This is a genomic window from Pantoea trifolii (genome assembly GCF_024506435.1).
Classification (GTDB): Bacteria; Pseudomonadota; Gammaproteobacteria; order Enterobacterales; family Enterobacteriaceae; genus Pantoea; species Pantoea trifolii.
Genome location: NZ_JANIET010000001.1, coordinates 3,124,172 through 3,143,423 on the forward strand (window position 1 = coordinate 3,124,172; position 19,252 = coordinate 3,143,423).

Consider the following 19,252-nt stretch of genomic DNA (forward strand, 5'->3'; position numbering starts at 1 on the left):
TATGCTGGCACAACTGACCATCAGTAACTTTGCTATCGTTCGTGAACTGGAGATCGACTTTCATCGTGGTATGACCGCGATCACGGGTGAAACCGGCGCAGGTAAATCTATCGCCATCGATGCGCTAGGCCTGTGTTTAGGCGGACGCGCTGAAGCAGATATGGTGCGTCAGGGTGCCAGTCGCGCGGATATCTGCGCCCGCTTCCAACTCAAAGCTTCGCCTTCCGCACAGCGCTGGCTGGTCGAGAATCAGCTGGATGAAGGCAATGAGTGTCTTCTGCGTCGTGTTATTAGCGCGGATGGTCGTTCGCGTGGCTTTATCAACGGCACGTCGGTGCCGCTGTCGCAGCTGCGTGAACTCGGTCAATTATTGATTCAGATTCACGGCCAGCATGCCCATCAGCTGTTGCTCAAATCCGATCACCAAAAACATCTGCTGGATGCTTATGCAGCCCACGATGATTTGCTGTCTGAAATGCGCCAGCACTATCAGCGCTGGCATCAGAGTTGTCGCGCGCTGGCGCAGCATCAGCAGCTCTCGCAAGAGCGTGAGTCCCGTCGCGAGCTGCTGCAATATCAGCTGAAAGAACTCAATGAATTTGCCCCGCAGCTGGGCGAATTTGAACAGATTGATGAAGAGTACAAACGTTTGGCGAACAGCGGCCAGTTGCTGTCCACCAGCCAGCAAGCATTGCAAATTCTCGCCGATGGTGATGACACCAACCTGCAGAGCCTGCTGTATAGCGCCCGTCACATGCTGGGTGAACTGGTGACGTTGGATAATAAAGTCAGCGGCGTGTTCAATCTGCTGGAAGAAGCCGCAATTCAGCTCAGCGAAGCCAGCGATGAATTGCGTCACTACTGTGAACGTCTGGATCTCGATCCCAATCGCCTGCATGAGCTGGAGCAACGTCTGTCACGGCAGATCGCGCTGGCGCGTAAGCATCATGTCTCACCTGAAACCTTGCCGGTGCTTTATCAGCAGCTGCTGGATGAAGCAGAACTGCTTTCGCAGCAAGAGAGCGATCAGGAAACCCTGCAATCTGAAGTCGTCGCGCACCATAAAGCCGCGCTAGCAAGTGCTGAAAATCTGCATCAATTGCGTGAACACTCTGCTCAAGAGTTGAGCCAGCTGATTACGCAAAGCATGCGCACGCTGGCGATGCCGCACGGCCAGTTTGCAATTGTGCTGGAGTTCAATGCCGATCAACTTACCGCAGATGGCGCAACGCGTATTGATTTCCGTGTCACGACTAACCCAGGCCAACCGCTCCAGCCGCTGGGTAAAGTGGCATCCGGCGGTGAGCTGTCGCGTATTGCGCTGGCGATTCAGGTGATCACCGCACAGAAAATGGAAACGCCAGCGATGATCTTCGATGAAGTGGATGTCGGTATCAGCGGCCCAACCGCCGCAGTTGTAGGCCAAATGCTGCGTCAGCTGGGTGAGTCAACCCAGGTGATGTGTGTGACGCACCTGCCGCAGGTTGCTGGCTGCGGTCATCAGCACTTCTACGTCAGCAAAGAGACGGATGGCGCGATGACAGAAACCCATATGCAGCCGCTGGATAAACGCGCGCGTCTGCAAGAGTTGGCGCGTTTACTGGGCGGCAGCGAGGTGACGCGCAACACGCTGGCCAACGCTAAAGAACTTTTAGCCGCCTGATACCGCACTTTTTTCCCGGCTGGTGGTCATATGCTTGCTCTGTAGAGGTTTCAAATAGCGAAAAGGTTTATTATCATCGGCAGTTATGTCGTCTGAGTAATAAAGCCTGCCGCAGGCAGAGTTCAGAATTTGATGGCAAAAAAATAGCCTGCTGAAAGGCGTTTGGCCCCAGAAAAGGAATGTATAGATGCGCTGTAAAACGCTGACTGCCGCGGCAGTAGTAATGTTGATGATGACCGCTGGATGTTCCACCCTTGAGCGCGTTGTGTATCGTCCGGATATCAATCAGGGGAATTACCTGGTCGCCAACGATGTGTCGAAGATTCATAACGGCATGACGCAGCAGCAGGTTGCCTACACGCTCGGTACGCCGATGATGCGCGATCCATTTGGCAGCAATGTTTGGTATTACGTGTTCCGCCAGGAACCAGGTCATGAAAGTGTGAAACAGCAAACTCTGACGCTAACCTTTGACAGCAATGGAACGCTGACCAACATCGACAACAAGCCGAAGCTCACTGGCAAAGAAGGCTAAGTGAACGGCAATAAAAAAGGCGCTTAAGCGCCTTTTTTAGTTTTTACTTTCTGACTATTTCTTTTCAGCTGAACGCTCTGCGCGTTGACGCCGCAACTCTTTCGGATCGGCAATCAGCGGACGATAAATCTCAATGCGATCACCATCCTGCACGACATCAGCCAATTTTACCGGGCGGCTATAAATCCCGACCTTGTTCGAATTCAGGTCAATATCTTTACGCAGTGACAACAAACCCGACGCCTTGATAGCTTGCTCAACGGTTGCGCCTTCCTCAAGCGTGACGGCTCGCAAATACTGCTTATCCGGCAGTGCGTAAACCACTTCCACGCTAATATCAGGCACGATAAACCTCTTTCGCGCGCTGGCTGAATGCCTGCACCATGCTGTTCGCCAGCTCTTTAAAGATGCGGCCGAACGCCATTTCTACCAGCATATTGGTGAACTCAAAATCGAGGTTCAACTCAACTTTGCAGGCATCATCACCCAATGAGGTGAAATGCCAGCCGCCTGTCAATTTACGAAACGGGCCATCAACCAACTGCATCAATATGCTTTGGTTGCTGATCAGCGTATTGCGCGTGGTGAAAGTTTTACTGATGCCGGCTTTCGAGACATCAACGGCCGCGGTCATTTGATCTCCGCTGTTATCCAGCACGCGACTGCCGGTGCAGCCCGGCAGAAATTGAGGATAAGCATCCACGTCATTTACAAGACGGTACATCTGCTCAGCGCTATAAGGGACCAGCGCTGAACGACTAATCTGGGCCATAATGGTTCCTGTTCATCACAAAACCATTGAATAATACCATTTTCGGTCACCAAACAAAAATTCACGACTTTGCTTGCTGTGCTAAAATGGAGTGTTTTTTACCGCCCTGCAGGACAGGGGATGCGCCCATAAACTGAGTGATGTAGACTACGCCGCACTATGACAAAGAAAAAAGTTAACAAACCCGGTTCAGCCACTATTGCCCTCAATAAACGCGCACGTCATGAATACTTCATTGAAGAAGAGTTCGAAGCGGGTATGTCGTTACAAGGATGGGAAGTCAAATCACTGCGTGCCGGTAAGGCAAACATCAGCGATAGCTACATTCTGCTGCGTGATGGTGAAGCTTACCTTTTCGGCTCCACTTTCCAGCCGCTAGCGGTGGCTTCAACGCATGTGGTGTGTGATCCCACCCGAAGCCGCAAGCTGCTGCTAAAGCAACGCGAACTCGATTCGCTGTATGGCCGCGTCAACCGCGAAGGCTTTACCGTGGTTGCGCTGTCGATGTACTGGAAAAATGCCTGGGCCAAACTGAAGATCGGTGTGGCGCGCGGTAAGAAAGAGCACGACAAGCGTGACGACGTTAAAGAGCGCGAATGGAAGATGGATAAAGCGCGTATTATGAAGAATTCAAAGCGTTAAGCGCTGGATTTTGCCGTCACTTGTCTGTAGTATTGAAATTTCTTGGGGCTGATTCTGGACTCGACGGGATTGTGAAGCCTTAGGAGCATGCCGAGGGGCGGTTTGCCTCGTAAAAAGCCGCAAAAAAAATAGTCGCAAACGACGAAAACTACGCTTTAGCAGCTTAATAACCTGCTTTGAAGCCCTCTCTCCCTAGCTTCCGCTCTTAAGACGGGGATCAAGAGAGGTCAAACCCAAAAGAGATCGTGTGGATGCCTTGCCTGGGGTTGAAGCACTAAATCTAATCAGGCTAGTTTGTCAGTGGCGTGTCTGTCCGCAGCTGGCCGGCGAATGTAAAGACTGACTAAGCATGTAGTGCCGACGGTGTAGTAATTTCGGACGCGGGTTCAACTCCCGCCAGCTCCACCAAAATCCTTCGAAGATGATTCCAGAGTCATCCGTAGAAGTCCTGAAAGCCCGCACGGCACAAGCCCTGCGGGCTTTTTTGTGTCTGTAACCTTCCGAGACGATACGCCTGAATCCAGAGATAATTGGTATACGAATTGGTATACGCTAGAATGTATGCCAATTACGTATACCAATTCAGGGAGGAAATGCAGACATGGCAAGGACTACACGCCCGTTAACTAACACAGAAGTTCTGCGCGCTAAGGCAACAAATAAAGACATTACCTTGCATGATGGTGAAGGGCTTTTTTTAGTGGTTAAAACTACCGGAAAAAAACTTTGGCGCTTTCGCTACCAACGTCCGTCCACAAAAAACCGTACAATGGTTGGGTTGGGGGGCTTCCCCGCCCTTTCACTTGCAGACGCGAGACGTATGCGCGCAGAATACCTCTCATTACTTGCTAACGGCATTGATCCACAGACACTGGCCGAAAAAGCCTCAGAGCAGCAGCAGATCGAGTTAGACAGCATTTTCTCAACTGTGGCAGCTAACTGGTTTACTTTGAAGCAAGCCAGCGTTACACCGGATTACGCAAAGGATATCTGGCGCTCTATTGAGAAAGATGTTTTTCCTGCCATTGGTGAGATCCCCGTTCAGGAAATCAAAGCTCGCAAGCTCGTTGAGGCACTGGAGCCAATTAAGGCCCGTGGTGCTCTTGAAACCGTTCGCCGTCTGGTGCAACGCATTAACGAGATCATGACTTATGCGGTTAATACAGGACTGATCGATGCTAACCCAGCTTCAGGTATTGGTATGGCATTTGAGAAACCTAAAAAACAGCATATGCCGTCGCTGAGGCCGGAGGAACTGCCAAATCTTATACACTCTTTAGCAAATTCCAATCTATCCGTTCCAACTCGCTGTTTAATTGAATGGCAGCTTCTGACTCTTGTGCGCCCCTCTGAAGCTTCTGGTGCGCGATGGGAAGAAATTAATCTTGATTTAAAGCTCTGGACGATTCCAGCCGAACGAATGAAATCAAAACGCGAACATATCGTCCCTATATCGCCTCAATCTTCAGAGCTACTTGAGATGATGAGACCTATAAGTGGTCACCGTAAACATATTTTCCCAAGTAGAAACGATCCTAAAAGCCCAATGAATAGTCAAACTGCTAATGCTGCTTTAAAAAGGATTGGTTATGGGGGGAAACTCGTTGCTCATGGACTACGTTCTATCGCTAGCACTGCATTAAATGAAGCAGATTTTAATTCAGACATAATTGAATCAGCGCTAGCTCATTGTGATAAAAATGAAGTTAGAAGAGCATACAATCGCTCAATTTACCTTGAACAAAGAATAAAAATGATGGCATGGTGGGGAAATTTTGTTGCTTCCGCCAAAAAAATATCTAATTGAGGTCAAGTTATATGAAGCTAAATGCAGACAGAGATAAGCTTTCTAAGAACGTTGAAGCTGGAAGACTTTTCAATTGGCTCAACGAACTGGATCAAGAACAAAAAATACATTTATATGAATCAGAATTATATTATGATTTCCCTCTTTATAAGGATGATGAAGATAGGTTAGTAATATCACCATTAATGCTAGTTTCACGCATGTATGGAATAATTATATTTTACCTATCAGATACTCATGAGAGAGATGCACACGCAACTTTAGCAAAAAATGACTCTTCCTTAGAAAACGTTTACAGCCAAATTTATTCACGACTGTTAAAGCAAAAAAACTTAAGGAAAAATCGTAAGGATTTGAAGCTTAATGTCGAATCAGCAATTTTTGCACCCTATGCTGACCCATCTGTTGAGTATCAAACTGAGAGTAAGGTAATTGTCTCAAAAGCTTCATTAGAAAGCTTCATAGAAGAATTGGAAGAACCTATCGATGAAGATATTTATAGCGAAGCAGCATCAACAATTGAAGGTGGAAAAGGCCTTATAAGGCTAAAGCCACGTGATATCGATGGTTTTCCTGATGAATCAAAGGTTCAAGTTATTAGTAAACTTGAATCGGCTATAGCCCGATTTGATAGTAATCAACTGGGTAGCTGCGTCAATGAAGTAGAAGGTATTGAACGCATAAGGGGATTAGCTGGTTCTGGAAAAACTGTAGTATTAGCTATGAAGGTCGCCATAACTCACTTACGCCATCCTAATAAGAAAATATTATACACCTTCAGTACCAAAGCTTTATACCAACATGTTAAAAGGCTTATTACTAGATTTTATCGCCAGTTCGACGATTTAGATCCTGACTTTGAAAACTCGATAGACATCTTACATGCATGGGGCGGTGGGAATACGCCCGGAGTTTATTATAATGCATGCCTGAACAATTCAGCAAATTACCTAAACTTTGCTGAGGCGAATAGAATTTCGCCGAAAGATCCTTTTTCATATGCATGTAAGTCTCTCCTAGAGAAAAGTGAAATCATTAAACAGTATGATTATGTTTTTGTTGATGAGGCCCAGGACTTCGATAGTCCATTTCTTCAGCTTTGTCTAAAGCTGGCTATAGAAGACAAAATGGTTTTTGGCTTGGATGTATTCCAAAACATATTCCAAACCACCGCCCCTTCAATCGAAGATATATTGGGTGAAGGTAAATCATTAAGCTTAGATAAGTTTCTGAATAGTTGTTATAGAACACCATGCGCAACTTTGGTTTGCGCACATGCAATAGGCTTAGGAATTTATCGAACGCCGGTACAAGCAATTAAGACGACTGAAGACTGGAAAAATCTTGGGTATCAAGTGGAAGGGCAACATGCCGAGCGCTTCAGATCTGGAGAGGTTATTTCAGTTTTAAGAACTGAAGAAACGTCACCAACTCTTTATCATGCAGATAAAGACAAGATTATTATAACGCAAGCCTTAGAAAACATAATTGATGAATGTAGCTGGGTGGCTAATAGAATAAATAATGACATTAAGTCCGAAGGATTAAATGCCTCTGACATACTTATAATATGCGCAGATGATAAACACTATAAGAACTATTACAACCAGATTTCATATTTCCTCTCACAAAATGAAATTGATGTTAATAATGTCAATGCAGATAAATTTAACATAAGTGATTTCTCGATTGATAACAAAGTAACTTATTCTACAATCCACAAAGCAAAAGGTAATGAAGGTTATAGTGTTTATATAATTGGAAGTGAATCACTATATAACAATCCAAATGTAAAAAATAGAAACTTGTTGTTTACAGCGATGACAAGGACTAAAGGATGGCTAACTATGACGGGTATTGGAGTAGTTGCATTAGAGTTATTCGACGAAATCCAAGATGCAAAGAACAATGTTCCTCATCTTAAGTTAACCTATCCATCAGGTGAGTTATTAAATAAAATTGAGGTTGATCTTCAGCGATTTGAAAACAATGAAGAGCCTGATGACTTCAAAAAGGTTCTGGAGGCGCATGGTATTGATGCGCTTAAAGCTATGATTCGAGAGCATGAAGCTAAAAGGACTAAAAAATCATGATTTCGACAGCTAATTTTACTATATCTAAACAAGAAGCAGTTAAGTTAGTTAGAAATGCAAATCTTTTGGGCAATTTCAATAATCAAATTGTATACCCAGACAATATGCCATCAGAGCTTCGTCCATTAAGTTATGAGAAGGCTTGGGAGAAATGCACTGTTCAACAATGGTTCAACATACAACTTGAAGACGGTTCATTGCTCATTTTTAAATACGGAAGCTATTCTTACCTAATGACACCTTTGAAAACTTTAGATTATGATGAGTATATTAAAGCGTTTTATCCAGAGGATGAATGGAGTGATTCAGAAGAGTACAGAGTCATGATCTCTCAGGAATATGATAATTATATAATCACACATACTAAAAACCATCCAGCCATGCCTGTAAGATTTGATATTGACGACATCCATTATTGTGAGCACTCTCACCCATATTGCCACTTACATTTTGGGTCAGACAATGATGGAAGAATTGCAACAAAAAAAATATTAACACCTTTAGCTTTCACCGCATTCATATTGAGATCTTTTTACCCCAAACTTTGGAAAATCTATGCAGAGTCACACTTGATGGAAGAGCATTTGCCTCATTTTAAACGTAATTTACAGGCTCCCGAAAATTTACTCTGGAAGGACCACGAAGATAATTTCCTTTTTGTGGGCTAGCTCTATTCATATACGTTGCGCGCGCTCGTACCCCCGCCACGCCTGCCCGCTTTATGTAGCAGTTTTCATGCGGCTGCATGAGTCCCTTCAGGCCGCGCCACTGCTGGCCTCAATAGCATAAACTCAGCAGCATTTATTCATGCGCTTTCATGCAGCATAGGCATGCACTCATGCGCTTCAGGCTGGCCAGAGAAAAGGGATGTAAAAAAACCGGCTCGATGGCCGGTAAAGTGTGGCTGATAAAACTCAGCATGAGGCGTTCTGACGGTTCGAAAGCCTGCTGGCTGATCCATAACGGTTTAGCGTCTGCCGTGGTGGCGGTAATTCTTTTTCTGGGACGTCTTCAGCTACCTTCTGTGGTTTCATGATAATGGTGTCCAGACTCTCCAGCGTTGTGAACGTGCAGGAGCAGTCGATATTACGACACTGATACCACGTCTTTTTTAACGTACCTGTCTGATATTCGCTGGTACGCGTGTGTGCGGTCATGCTGCATTCAGGGCATTTCATTGCCATCACGTTTTATCCTTCTGTTTAGCGCCAGTTCCCCGTTCAGGGTGGAGTTAACGGTTTATTAAAGCCGTTATCGTTAGCTTTCTTTGTTGGGGAGAGCCAATGGCGGCTCCGGTGAATGCATTGTGCCGTTGCTGGCACAGGCGAGCTATCGGATGGCGTTGTGTGATGGCCCAGACAAAGTGACCTTCTTCTGGCTGGCAGCAAGGTGACATATTGGCTATCTGCTCAACTTTTAGATTTATATATATCCTTCACCATTCTTCACCTTAATAAAAAAGAGAGTAAATACAATACATTAAAGGATGAACTATTAATGGTTATCCCTTCACCCAGTGTTCACCATGCTTCACCTGGGTTTTTATGCAGATAAACTTTATCGAGTGTTTATTTCGATTGTTTTAATGAAAATCAATCATTAAAAACGATTTGCTTAATTCATCTCAGCACTATTGGTCTATATTGCCCTATATTTACCTGTGCAAAAAACAGCCGGCTAATTTTTACGCGCTTGTGCCAGCCGCAGCACCATTTTGCCTTGTTGCTTTGGCAGTAAATATGCTGAGAATAAAGAGCTACCCGACTCCGGACGTATCTGTCCGTATCACCACGGACTCAATAAGAGGTAGCTCATGCACACCGTATTATCCGCAAACTCTTCCGCTCCTGCGGCTCCGGCTTTACCCGTAAACCCGGCGCTGAACGATCGCTTCCTGCGACTACCGGAAGTCATGCACGTCTGCGGCCTGTCCCGCTCCACCATTTACGACCTTATCAGCCGTAACGCCTTCCCGGCGCAGGTGTCGCTTGGCGGCAAGAACGTGGCATGGCTCGCCAGCGAAATCAGCGTCTGGATGAACGATCGCATTGCAGCACGCGGTCAGGAGCGCACCGCATGAGGTTTTTGAACCGTGCCGGTAAATCACGCCAACCCTTTGTCGCGCATACAGTGCCGCCTGTGCATGCGACTGGCGCCGGGAAGGGTAAACCGCTACAGACGCAGCGTTCCGGCACAACGCAGCCAGCCTTAAGCCTGCAAAGCACAGGCGTCCCACCCTCCGGTATCCGGACTTTTTCCCGTGGCGAGATTCATCCCGCCAGCTGCTGAGGTTGACTGATGTCATTTTTAACTGCTGCCTCCGGCTTGCGCGCCGGGGCCATTCCCTGGTACAGTAAATCCGCTGTCGCAAAATCGGCAGCCGGGCGTAGGAACCCGAGTTACTCAATGGCGACACCAGACGCGCCATGCGTCTTTTTTTGTGTCCAAGCCTCAGTGCACCCATTTTTCGGGCAACGGTTCTGTATCCGTTGCGCCGTCTGCGTAATGGTGGCCCGGGCGGGGCAGCCTTCGGGCTGGCCGGTATCCATTGAGGCCGGTATTCCTACCCCCGTTCGGGCTACCACCCATGAGTGTAGGAACTCCGGTGGTAGCGATAACCGCTACTCTTTGGAGACTGCCATCATGGCTACGGTCCTTAATTCCCCATACCCTCAGTTTGTTTTCGTCTTTGCCGCCGTGCGCCGCTGCGAGCGCCAGCAGCATATTCATATGCTCCGCACCGTTGCCGCCGATGAGCGCGCCGCCCGCCTTTTGCTGGCCCGCGACTACGTGCTGTCCTTTGCCGCCCGCCTGCCGGTCCGGGAGGTGCGCGCATGACTCACGCCACGATTTCTCACGCCGACCTGGTACGCCTTGAGCACCTGCGTAACGCCGGGCGCTTCGTCAGCGACATGACCGCCTTTCAGGAGTGCCACGAACTGCCGCAGCCCGCTCAGCGCGCGCAGCTGGCTTCGCTGGTCTTTCTCATCACCGAGCAGCTGGATGACGTGGTGACGCGCTGCCAGAACAACTGGATGAACGCGGAGGATGAATCATGAAAGACCGCACCCTTTCGCCTGAACTGCGCGCCGCGCTTTCTCGCCGCGCCGTCGCCTGCGCGTGGCTGACCGTCTGCCGCGAGCAGCAGCGCTACCCCGGCCTGACGCTGGCACGCCTTGAGCACGTCATCGAAACCGAGCTGGAGGGCTTTTACCTGCGCCAGCACGGACGCCTGCGCGGTCAGGAAATTGCCTGCGCGCTGCTGGATGACCTGCTGTCCAGCGGGCCGCTGAAGTCGGCCCCGCGCCTGAGCTTTCTCGGTCAGGTGATGATGGATGAACTCTGCGGGCGCATGACAGACGCGCCGGTGCTGCACTGAGGGAGAACAGAACGATGAAAATGACCGTATCAGAGGCGGCCACCGCAGCCCGGGGCCACTGGCCCCGCATACTCCCCGCGCTGGGCGTGAAAGTAATCAAAAACCGCCACATGCCGTGCCCGGTCTGTCAGGGAACGGACCGCTTTCGCTTCGACGATATAGACGGGCGCGGCACGTGGATTTGTAATCAGTGCGGAGCCGGTGACGGCATGGACCTGGTGAAAAAGGCGCTCAGCATTACGTTCATAGAGGCCGCCGCGCGCGTAAACGACCTGACCGGCAACCTGCCGCCGGTGGCTGCCGGCAACAGTACGGCAGCCGGTCCCGAAACGGACGAGGCCTCCCGCGCCGCAGCTGCTGCACTGGCGCAGCAGCTGGTCAGCACGGCAAAGGAAGCGGCGGGTAACGCCTACCTGTCGCGCAAAGGCCTGCCAGAGCAGACGTGCCTTACGCTTTCGAAGGCGCATAAGGTGGCGTTAACGACCTACCGCACCGGCGATGTGGTTGTGCCCCTGCACGACATGAGCGGCCAGCTGGTTAACGTGCAGCTTATCAATGCCAGCGGAGAGAAGCGCACGCTCAAGGGCGGCCAGGTGAAAGGCGCCTGCCACGTTCTCAGCAGCGCTAAGCCGGCAAAGCGCATCTGGCTTGCCGAGGGCTACGCGACCGGCCTGACGGTGCACAACCTGACCGGTGATGAGGTGTGGGTTGCGCTCTCATCGGGCAACCTCCTTTCTCTGGCTGGCCTTGCCCGTGAAAAGCACGCCACGCTGCAGCTGATGATTGCCGCCGACCGCGACCTTAACGGCAACGGTCAGGACAAGGCGAAGAAGGCCGCCGATGTCAGTAACGCCGTCGTCGCGCTGCCGCCCGTGTTCGGCGACTGGAACGACGCCTTTTTGCAGCTCGGCGACGTCCCGACGAAGCAGGCGCTTGCTGAGGCCGCCGCGCCCGCCACCGCCAGCCCGTTTGACGTGATGAGCGAAGCGGAGTTTTCGGCGATGAGCGCCAGCGAAAAGGCGGAGCGCGTTGCTGAGCATTTCCGCAATGCGCTTGCGGTGGATGCCAGCGGCGAAATCCTGTCACGCTACAGGGCGGGCGCGTGGAAGGTCATTTCGGGTAAGCAGTTTGAGCGCGACGTGGCGAAGCTGTTCCAGCGGCTGCGCGCGCCGTTCTCGGCGGGCAAAATTTCAGGCGTGGTGGATACGCTGAAGCTGATGCTGCCGCAGCAGTCCGACCCGGCGCGCCGCCTGATAGGCTTTCGCAACGGCGTACTGGACACGCGCACCGGCAGCTTCAGCCCGCACAGCAAACGCTTCTGGCTGCGCACGGTCAGCGAGGTGGACTTTACTCCGCCGGTTAAGGGCGAGACGCTGGCAGCCCACGCGCCGCACTTCTGGCAGTGGCTGGACCGCGCCGCCGGACGCGACGCGGCAAAGCGCGATATTATTCTCGCCGCGCTGTTTATGGTGCTGGCGAACCGCTACGACTGGCAGCTGTTTCTGGAGGTCACGGGTCCCGGCGGCAGCGGTAAAAGCATCATGGCCGAAATTGCCACCATGCTGGCCGGAACGGACAATACCGCCTCCGCGACCATCGAGACGCTGGAGTCATCGCGCGAGCGCGCGGCGGTGATTGGCTACTCGCTGATAATTCTGCCCGACCAGGAGAAGTGGAGTGGCGACGGTGCGGGCATCAAGGCGATTACCGGCGGCGACGCGGTTTCCGTGGACCCGAAATACCGCGATGCCTACTCAACGCACATTCCGGCGGTAATCCTGGCGGTAAACAACAATCCGATGCGCTTTACTGACCGCAGCGGCGGCGTATCACGCCGCCGGGTCATCCTGCACTTCCCGGAAATCATCCCGGCAAACGAGCGGGACCCGCAGCTGAAGGAAAAAATCAGCGGCGAGCTGGCCGTTATCGTGCGCCAGCTGATGCAGCAGTTCAGCCAGCCGCAGGACGCAAGGGTGCTGCTTCAGTCGCAGCAGAACTCCGATGAGGCGATGCGCATCAAGCGCGACGCGGATCCGATGGTGGACTTCTGCGGCTATCTGTTCACCACGCCGGAGCCTACTTCGCTTTATATGGGGAACGCCAGCATCAGGCCCTTACAGCCGAGACGCTATCTTTATCACGCCTATCTGGCTTATATGGAGGCGAACGGCTACAGGAATCCACTCAGCATGAAGATGTTCAGTCTTTCGCTGGAGAGCATTATGCGCGAGTACGGGCATCATTATCTGAAGCGGCGCACGAAGCTGGGGATGCAGACCAATCTCGATCTGACTGAGGAAAGCAGCAGCGACTGGCTGCCTAAGTGTGATGCCACCTGAAATTCATAATATTTAGAACCGGCGAAAGCCGGTTTTTTTGCGCTAAAGGTGGCCGTTAAATTTAGTAGGCCACCAATAGATCTATTCTCATCCTTTGTAAAAGTGCTAGGACAATCAGATTTTATTAATATGATATAAGGCTACTATGAGCGCTCAAAAGACATTCAAAATACATGTTTTATTGTCCTGTGTTATAGATGAGTCATTCAAAAAAACATCAATAAAAGGTGGCTAGACTAACAATTTTGGAATTGTCACCAGTTATGGCCGTTACCCTGTAATTTAAGCTATTTCCCTTAGAAGATTCCACCAAGTATCCGCCGCCTTCAAACTGCTTGAGCTGAACTTTATTCCCTAATAAATCGATGCCGTTTTTATAATAGCAAAATCTTACATTGCCAAATCCTTCATTTTTAAGATTAGCGGATTTAATTCTTTTGAAGCAGGAGGAAACCTCCTCACCATAATAAATTGGAATGTTTATTCGTAGCTCTATTTTTTTTACTGAGTGCTCTGCGATAGTAGTTGGGGTAAGTAAATTGTCTGTTGTTTTTTGGTCTAAAGGGTTGAACATACTAGCGTAACTCACAGCAGTACCGTCCTTGACTAATTCGACTTGGATTTTTTTTATCGTAACAGGCCTGCTCATGTTATTTGACACCTCAAGGATTATCGAGGCGGGGCCAGCAAATCTAGTGCTATCTCCATATAGTGCTCTAGGCACAGCAATATCTTTGTTTAGTTCTAATTCGGAACTAGCTACAAAACCTGTATTAACGGCTACATCAAGCTTATCTGTTTCAGGTTTAAATTGATTGTAGTAGCTACATGCAGCAAGAACTAGCCCCAACGTAGCTATTATAGTGTTTATATTTTCACGTTTCATTAATATCTTCACGATTTATTAAATTCTAAAAATTAATTTTTAAAAGCCATTATATATCAAAGCTGTAACTTTCCTAGATGACATGCCCATCCTTGGCACGACGGGGCCAAACTGGCTGAACTAAAGGTCCGCTGTGAGTAAAAAGCGCACGTCAAAATGATAGCTACAGGAATGTTCTCCACATTAAACATAATAACCCAATGCCGAACCGATAAGCGATTACACTTACTGCCACGATAGTTAGCATGATCACAATGCCATAACTTATTGTGAAAAATCTAATCGTAACCTTAATTATTATGATCTCATCGCAAGCAAACACGCTTTCAACCATAAAAACTAAGGAATAAAGATTATTAAAACCATTAAAGCTATGTCTATCGCCGCCGTTGCCGCTCTTTCAATGATGTCAGCAGCCAGCATCGCGAAGAGCGTGACCGTAAGATCTCTGACTAAGGACGGTACCGAGGCCAAAATCGCAGCGCAGGCCCAGCAGCAGAGCGCGCAGTACAAAATCATTGAAGCCAGCAACGGCAACGTCGTTCATATGACTGCTGAGCTGTACAAATAACGGATGGTCACAAAAGGAAGTGCCAATGAAGGTCGCACGCAGGCGGCCTTTTTTGTATCTGAACCGTTATACAGGCAAATTGAACAGAACATCTAAGCAGCAAGCCTAAGCAGTGCCTTCAGCTAGCGTTCTCTGGTGAAAAATCAGAGTCCATTGTCCATTATTCGAATACAGCCAGCAGGAAGAACGTAATGCAGGACGATTGCCGTCAGCATAAGACGTACGGTAATGAAGCGTGGCGCAGCCTCCCCCACTCCGGTGAGTCGGAAATTACTGCTGATAATAGACGATGACGTTTTATCGCTTAATAGTGACGAGATCGTTTCTGAAAGTTCAACCATCACGCGTGAACGAGTGATCTCCCTAAAATCAGGATGGAGAAGCTGCTCAAGCCACTCCACATCATTGCGCCTATCACCGTGAATGCTCCATTCGAGCAAAATGAGCTTATCCAGAAGCATCCAACTTATCCTCCAGTAATCATGCCGGATGTTCAAATTACCATAACAGTTCATGCGCTACTTCTTCTCTTAGATCTGGGCGGACTGATTCGTAGAGCGATGTCCGCTCTGAGCGAATTTCGGACGTTTGAATTCGCGACCTTACGAGGTAGAGTGGCATGCAAGGAAGCCGACCCTGCACGATCGGTATAGTAAGTTGTTAGACCCATTGCATCCTCATTTGCTCGAATGAAAATACACATTGGATAGGAAGAAAAGGAATGCAATTTATCATCAACGGCCCTGACATTCCGGATGCACTTTTACAGGCGCACGAGGAAGGCCGCGTGGTGTTCTTCTGCGGAGCAGGAATTTCCTACCCTGCCGGTTTGCCGGGTTTTAAGGGGTTGGTGGAACAGATCTATCGGCTGACCGGAACAACACTTTCGGAAATCGAGCGGGAGGTCTTCGAGCGAGGGCAGTTCGATGCCACACTTGATTTGCTAGAACGGCGCTTACCGGGTCAGCGTATGGCCGTTCGCCGCGCGCTGGCAAAAGCCCTGAAGCCAAAGCTACGTCGCAGAGGTGCTATTGATACACAAGCGGCGCTGTTGCGCCTGGCGCATAACCGCGAAGGCGCAGTTCGGTTGGTCACTACCAACTTTGATCGCACCTTTCATGTGGCAGCAAAACGTACAGGCCTAACGTTCAGCGCTTATGCAGCGCCAATGCTGCCAATTCCAAAAAACAGCCGCTGGGACGGGTTGGTCTATCTGCATGGCCTGCTTCCTGAAAAGTCTGATGATACCGCCCTGAATCGCCTTGTGATCACTAGCGGCGACTTTGGCTTGGCCTATCTCACTGAGCGCTGGGCAGCGCGCTTCGTAAGCGAATTGTTCCGTAACTACATAGTCTGCTTCGTGGGCTACAGCATAAACGACCCGGTACTGCGCTATATGATGGATGCGCTGGCAGCCGATCGGATGCTTGGTGAAGTCACGCCGCAAGCATGGTCACTAGGTGATTGTGAGCCCGGGCAGGAGCACCGGAAAACCATTGAGTGGGAGGCTAAAGGCGTCACACCCATCCTTTACACCGTACCGGCTGGCACATACGATCATTCAGCGCTACACCAAACGTTGCACGCTTGGGCAGATACTTATCGCGATGGTGTGCAGGGCAAAGAAGCCATCGTTGTCAAACATGCACTGGCCCATCCACAGGATAGCACTCGGCAGGACGATTTCGTTGGCAGGATGCTATGGGCTTTGTCAGATAAATCAGGTTTACCGGCAAAACGCTTTGCGGATCATAATCCAGCCCCACCGCTGGACTGGCTGCTGGAAGCTTTCTCGGACGAACGCTTTCAGTACAGCGATTTGCCACGCTTCCAAGTGCCTCCGCACATAGAGGTAGACACCAAACTTCGATTCAGCCTGATTCGGCGGCCTGCATCCTATGACCGTGCGCCGCAGATTCTGCTTGCTTCTGGAGGCGCAATTAATAGTCAGTGGGATGACGTGATGTTTCATATAGCCCGTTGGCTGGTTCGTTATCTGGACGATCCAAGATTGATCATCTGGATTGCAGAACGTGGCGGGCAAATGCACGACCGTTGGCCGTTTTTAATCGAGCACGAGCTGGATCGCTTCTCAGCGCTGGAGCAGGATCGCAAGACCTCCGAGCGGGATGAAATTCTTTTGCATGCCCCCAAGGCTATTCCCGGCTCCCTGATGTCCACCTTATGGCGGCTTCTGCTCAGTGGTCGTTTGAAATCGTCATGGCGTGACCACGACCTGTATCGCTGGCAACGTCGTCTGAAGCGCGAGGGCTTGACCACAACATTGCGCCTGGAGTTACGCGAGTTACTTTCTCCTATGGTGGCGTTGAAAAAGCCGTTTCGCTTGAGCGGGGACGACCAGAACAGCCTCTATGGACCCATGCGAATTAGGCAATTGGTGGACTGGCAGCTAGTGCTAGCCGCCGATCACGTGCATTCAGTCCTGATTGACCTTGCCGACGAGTCGTGGAAATTGGCTTTGCCGTACTTAGTTGAAGATTTCCAGCTGTTGTTGCGTGATGCACTGGACCTGCTGCGGGAGATGGGCGATGCCGACGATCGTAGCGACCGCTCGCATTGGGATCTGCCATCCATCACTGAGCACTGGCAGAATCGAGGTTTCCGAGACTGGGTGAGCCTGATTGAATTGCTGCGCGATGCATGGCTGGTAGTTCGATCCAATGACAGCGCTATCGCTACACGCATCGCTCTGAATTGGTTTGAATTACCATATCCCACCTTCAAACGTTTGGCTCTGTTTGCCGCGAGCCAAGATAACTCAATACCACCCGAGCAGTGGGTCAATTGGTTGCTGGCGGAAGGCGCGTGGTGGCTGTGGTCCATAGAAACCAAACGGGAGGTATTCAGGCTGTTTGTTTTACAGGCTCAGCATTTGACAGGAACTGCACAAGACAATCTAGAAGCAGCCATCTTGGCAGGACCTCCACACGAAATGTACCGGGATGACCTGGATGCAGAACGTTGGCAAGACTTGGTGACACATTCCGTTTGGTTGCACCTGGCCAAGCTAAGCACATCGGGCCTTGATTTGGGTGCATCTGCCGCGGCACGTTTGGCGGAAATATCCACCGCCTACCCACAATGGCAGATGGCAACTAATGAGCGTGACGAGTTCTCTCACTGGATGAGCGGAACCGGTGACCCAGACTTCGAGGACAGTAAAGATGTCGACATTGCGCCCCGTAAGCGGCAGGAACTGGTGCAATGGCTAGCAAAACCGATGCCACATCATCATCCTTTATACGAAGACACGTGGTGTGACGTTTGCCGCACGCGCTTTTTTCACAGTATTTCCGCGTTACATAAGTTATCACAAGATGGTCTGTGGCCAGCGGGCCGATGGCGTGTAGCTTTACAGACTTGGGCCGAAGAAGGGATGGTGTTGCGTTCTTGGCGGTATGCCGCACCGCTGGTACAGTCGATGCCCGATGAAGTACTTCAGGAGATTGAGCACTCTGTTACTTGGTGGATGAAGGCGGCCTCCAATTCCATCAGTCGCCACGAGGAGATTCTGCTGAGCCTTTGTCGCCGTGTTCTGGAGCTGGAAACAGGATCTGGATCTTACGAAATCGAGACTTATCACCCAGTAGGGTCGGCGATCAACCATCCTATTGGGCATATAACGCAAGCATTGTTCAGCCTGTGGTTTAAGCAGAACCCGAATGACAATGATCTGCTTCCTATTGAATTGAAGACCATATTCACAAAGCTGTGCGATTTACAGATAGATCAATTCCGCCATGCCCGGGTGCTGCTGGGTTCACGGCTTATCGCATTTTTCCGCGTGGATCGCCCGTGGACCGAACAGCACCTGTTGCCCTTGTTTAGCTGGAGCAATCCCGTCGAAGCAAAAGCCGTGTGGGAAGGTTTCCTCTGGTCGCCGCGCCTGTATCAGCCTTTGTTGACAGCCTTCAAGTTGCAGTTCCTGGAGAGCGCAAACCACTATGATGATCTTGGCGAGCACCGCCAGCAATTCGCAACCTTACTAACTTACGCTGCACTGGGCCCGACCAAGGGTTACACCGTGGAAGAGTTCCGAGCAGCGATTGGCGCGCTTCCACAAGAAGGTCTGGAGGTATGCGCGCAAGCGCTCTACCAAGCGCTTGAAGGTACTGCCAATCAGAGTGAGGACTATTGGAAAAATCGTGCCCAGCCATTCTGGCAACAGATCTGGCCAAAATCCCGTGACCTGGCTACCCCACGCATCTCCGAGTCATTAACTCGTATGGTCATTTCAGCCCGTGGTGAATTCCCGGCGGCTTTGAAGGCGGTGCAGGACTGGCTGCATCCGATCGCACACTCGGATTACGTCGTTCACCTTTTGCATGAGTCTGGGATATGCAGCCGGTATCCTGCCGACGCACTGGACCTGCTGAATACAGTGATTGCCGACCAACAGTGGAGTCCCCAGGAATTGGGACAGTGCTTAGATCAAATCGAGCAAGCTGCAATCCAGCTTGGGCAAGATGCCCGTTACCATAGATTAAGGGAATACCTACGAAGGCGCGGCAGGTGAAAGTGACACGCGTCGAGCAGCTTGTTCA

18 protein-coding genes and 1 other RNA gene are annotated in these 19,252 nt (G+C 50.2%); 14 read left to right on the forward strand and 5 right to left on the reverse strand.

Annotation, left to right across the window (positions count from 1 at the left end; all coding sequences use genetic code 11):
* Nucleotide 1: 1 nt before the first annotated feature.
* Both recN and bamE read left to right on the forward strand, forming a co-directional pair.
* Complete coding sequence (recN, locus tag NQH49_RS14510; protein WP_256697149.1) at nucleotides 2–1,663, forward strand: DNA repair protein RecN; 1,662 nt, start codon at nucleotides 2–4, stop codon at nucleotides 1,661–1,663.
* Nucleotides 1,664–1,850: 187 nt separating this feature from the next.
* On the forward strand, nucleotides 1,851–2,198 hold the full coding sequence (gene bamE / locus NQH49_RS14515; protein ID WP_061718027.1) for an outer membrane protein assembly factor BamE: 348 nt from the start codon (nucleotides 1,851–1,853) through the stop codon (nucleotides 2,196–2,198).
* Nucleotides 2,199–2,252: 54 nt separating this feature from the next.
* Here bamE and NQH49_RS14520 read toward each other — a convergent pair whose 3' ends face one another.
* Complete coding sequence (locus tag NQH49_RS14520; protein WP_061718029.1) at nucleotides 2,253–2,543, reverse strand: RnfH family protein; 291 nt, start codon at nucleotides 2,541–2,543, stop codon at nucleotides 2,253–2,255.
* Nucleotides 2,536–2,970 carry a type II toxin-antitoxin system RatA family toxin gene (locus tag NQH49_RS14525; RefSeq protein ID WP_008101549.1) on the reverse strand — a complete coding sequence of 145 codons (435 nt, stop codon included), beginning with the start codon at nucleotides 2,968–2,970 and terminating at the stop codon, nucleotides 2,536–2,538. The genes NQH49_RS14520 and NQH49_RS14525 overlap by 8 nt, the downstream gene beginning before the upstream one ends.
* A 159-nt stretch (nucleotides 2,971–3,129) precedes the next feature.
* Here NQH49_RS14525 and smpB point away from each other — a divergent pair, with 159 nt between their 5' ends.
* The 5 genes from smpB to NQH49_RS14550 all read left to right on the forward strand — a co-directional run bounded on the left by smpB (nucleotide 3,130) and on the right by NQH49_RS14550 (nucleotide 8,180).
* Nucleotides 3,130–3,612, forward strand: a complete 483-nt coding sequence (gene smpB / locus NQH49_RS14530) for an SsrA-binding protein SmpB (protein ID WP_007886141.1) — start codon at nucleotides 3,130–3,132, stop codon at nucleotides 3,610–3,612.
* A gap of 44 nt (nucleotides 3,613–3,656) precedes the next feature.
* Nucleotides 3,657–4,020: a transfer-messenger RNA gene (gene ssrA / locus NQH49_RS14535) on the forward strand.
* A gap of 193 nt (nucleotides 4,021–4,213) precedes the next feature.
* Complete coding sequence (locus NQH49_RS14540; protein ID WP_256697151.1) at nucleotides 4,214–5,419, forward strand: integrase domain-containing protein; 1,206 nt, start codon at nucleotides 4,214–4,216, stop codon at nucleotides 5,417–5,419.
* A gap of 11 nt (nucleotides 5,420–5,430) precedes the next feature.
* Entirely contained in the window at nucleotides 5,431–7,512 is a 2,082-nt protein-coding gene (locus tag NQH49_RS14545) for a DEAD/DEAH box helicase (protein ID WP_256697152.1), read from the forward strand.
* A complete protein-coding gene (locus NQH49_RS14550; RefSeq protein WP_256697153.1) occupies nucleotides 7,509–8,180 on the forward strand; it encodes a DUF2290 domain-containing protein in 672 nt (223 codons plus the stop codon). Before NQH49_RS14545 ends, NQH49_RS14550 begins: the two co-directional genes overlap by 4 nt.
* A gap of 246 nt (nucleotides 8,181–8,426) precedes the next feature.
* Here the strand turns inward: NQH49_RS14550 and NQH49_RS14555 are convergent, their stop codons facing one another.
* On the reverse strand, nucleotides 8,427–8,696 hold the full coding sequence (locus NQH49_RS14555; RefSeq protein WP_256698440.1) for an ogr/Delta-like zinc finger family protein: 270 nt from the start codon (nucleotides 8,694–8,696) through the stop codon (nucleotides 8,427–8,429).
* Between the two features lie 629 nt (nucleotides 8,697–9,325).
* Here NQH49_RS14555 and NQH49_RS14560 point away from each other — a divergent pair.
* The 5 genes from NQH49_RS14560 to NQH49_RS14580 all read left to right on the forward strand — a co-directional run bounded on the left by NQH49_RS14560 (nucleotide 9,326) and on the right by NQH49_RS14580 (nucleotide 13,230).
* Nucleotides 9,326–9,592 carry a helix-turn-helix transcriptional regulator gene (locus NQH49_RS14560; protein ID WP_256697154.1) on the forward strand — a complete coding sequence of 89 codons (267 nt, stop codon included), beginning with the start codon at nucleotides 9,326–9,328 and terminating at the stop codon, nucleotides 9,590–9,592.
* Between the two features lie 218 nt (nucleotides 9,593–9,810).
* Nucleotides 9,811–10,350: a host cell division inhibitor Icd-like protein gene (locus NQH49_RS14565; protein ID WP_256697155.1), complete on the forward strand. Its 540-nt coding sequence runs from the start codon at nucleotides 9,811–9,813 to the stop codon at nucleotides 10,348–10,350.
* The gene (locus NQH49_RS14570; protein ID WP_097096377.1) at nucleotides 10,347–10,571 is read left to right on the forward strand and encodes a hypothetical protein; all 225 of its coding nucleotides are present in this window, start codon (nucleotides 10,347–10,349) and stop codon (nucleotides 10,569–10,571) included. The genes NQH49_RS14565 and NQH49_RS14570 overlap by 4 nt, the downstream gene beginning before the upstream one ends.
* Nucleotides 10,568–10,891, forward strand: coding sequence for a DUF5375 domain-containing protein (locus NQH49_RS14575; RefSeq protein WP_256697156.1), 324 nt, complete (start codon nucleotides 10,568–10,570; stop codon nucleotides 10,889–10,891). Before NQH49_RS14570 ends, NQH49_RS14575 begins: the two co-directional genes overlap by 4 nt.
* Nucleotides 10,892–10,905: 14 nt before the next feature.
* Nucleotides 10,906–13,230 carry a phage/plasmid primase, P4 family gene (locus tag NQH49_RS14580; protein WP_256697157.1) on the forward strand — a complete coding sequence of 775 codons (2,325 nt, stop codon included), beginning with the start codon at nucleotides 10,906–10,908 and terminating at the stop codon, nucleotides 13,228–13,230.
* Nucleotides 13,231–13,447: 217 nt separating this feature from the next.
* Here the strand turns inward: NQH49_RS14580 and NQH49_RS14585 are convergent, their stop codons facing one another.
* The gene (locus tag NQH49_RS14585) at nucleotides 13,448–14,116 is read right to left on the reverse strand and encodes a hypothetical protein (RefSeq protein ID WP_256697158.1); all 669 of its coding nucleotides are present in this window, start codon (nucleotides 14,114–14,116) and stop codon (nucleotides 13,448–13,450) included.
* Nucleotides 14,117–14,471: 355 nt separating this feature from the next.
* Here NQH49_RS14585 and NQH49_RS14590 point away from each other — a divergent pair, with 355 nt between their 5' ends.
* On the forward strand, nucleotides 14,472–14,687 hold the full coding sequence (locus tag NQH49_RS14590) for a DUF1471 domain-containing protein (protein WP_256698441.1): 216 nt from the start codon (nucleotides 14,472–14,474) through the stop codon (nucleotides 14,685–14,687).
* Nucleotides 14,688–14,830: 143 nt separating this feature from the next.
* On the opposite strand, the gene NQH49_RS14595 is transcribed toward NQH49_RS14590, so the two are convergent.
* Nucleotides 14,831–15,148, reverse strand: coding sequence for a DUF4440 domain-containing protein (locus tag NQH49_RS14595; protein ID WP_256697159.1), 318 nt, complete (start codon nucleotides 15,146–15,148; stop codon nucleotides 14,831–14,833).
* Nucleotides 15,149–15,408: 260 nt separating this feature from the next.
* Here NQH49_RS14595 and dsr1 point away from each other — a divergent pair, with 260 nt between their 5' ends.
* On the forward strand, nucleotides 15,409–19,224 hold the full coding sequence (dsr1, locus tag NQH49_RS14600; RefSeq protein WP_256697160.1) for an anti-phage defense-associated sirtuin Dsr1: 3,816 nt from the start codon (nucleotides 15,409–15,411) through the stop codon (nucleotides 19,222–19,224).
* The last annotated feature ends 28 nt before the right edge of the window (nucleotides 19,225–19,252 follow it).

Coding starts and splice junctions, on each gene's coding strand:
- NQH49_RS14545 (WP_256697152.1), top strand. CDS start 5,431: ATGAAGCTAAATGCAGACAGAGATAAGCTTTCTAAGAACGTTGAAGCT.
- NQH49_RS14550 (WP_256697153.1), top strand. CDS start 7,509: ATGATTTCGACAGCTAATTTTACTATATCTAAACAAGAAGCAGTTAAG.
- dsr1 (WP_256697160.1), top strand. CDS start 15,409: ATGCAATTTATCATCAACGGCCCTGACATTCCGGATGCACTTTTACAG.
- NQH49_RS14595 (WP_256697159.1), bottom strand. CDS start 15,148: ATGCTTCTGGATAAGCTCATTTTGCTCGAATGGAGCATTCACGGTGAT.
- NQH49_RS14555 (WP_256698440.1), bottom strand. CDS start 8,696: ATGGCAATGAAATGCCCTGAATGCAGCATGACCGCACACACGCGTACC.
- bamE (WP_061718027.1), top strand. CDS start 1,851: ATGCGCTGTAAAACGCTGACTGCCGCGGCAGTAGTAATGTTGATGATG.
- NQH49_RS14570 (WP_097096377.1), top strand. CDS start 10,347: ATGACTCACGCCACGATTTCTCACGCCGACCTGGTACGCCTTGAGCAC.
- recN (WP_256697149.1), top strand. CDS start 2: ATGCTGGCACAACTGACCATCAGTAACTTTGCTATCGTTCGTGAACTG.
- NQH49_RS14575 (WP_256697156.1), top strand. CDS start 10,568: ATGAAAGACCGCACCCTTTCGCCTGAACTGCGCGCCGCGCTTTCTCGC.
- NQH49_RS14525 (WP_008101549.1), bottom strand. CDS start 2,970: ATGGCCCAGATTAGTCGTTCAGCGCTGGTCCCTTATAGCGCTGAGCAG.
- smpB (WP_007886141.1), top strand. CDS start 3,130: ATGACAAAGAAAAAAGTTAACAAACCCGGTTCAGCCACTATTGCCCTC.
- NQH49_RS14585 (WP_256697158.1), bottom strand. CDS start 14,116: ATGAAACGTGAAAATATAAACACTATAATAGCTACGTTGGGGCTAGTT.
- NQH49_RS14565 (WP_256697155.1), top strand. CDS start 9,811: ATGTCATTTTTAACTGCTGCCTCCGGCTTGCGCGCCGGGGCCATTCCC.
- NQH49_RS14580 (WP_256697157.1), top strand. CDS start 10,906: ATGAAAATGACCGTATCAGAGGCGGCCACCGCAGCCCGGGGCCACTGG.
- NQH49_RS14540 (WP_256697151.1), top strand. CDS start 4,214: ATGGCAAGGACTACACGCCCGTTAACTAACACAGAAGTTCTGCGCGCT.
- NQH49_RS14560 (WP_256697154.1), top strand. CDS start 9,326: ATGCACACCGTATTATCCGCAAACTCTTCCGCTCCTGCGGCTCCGGCT.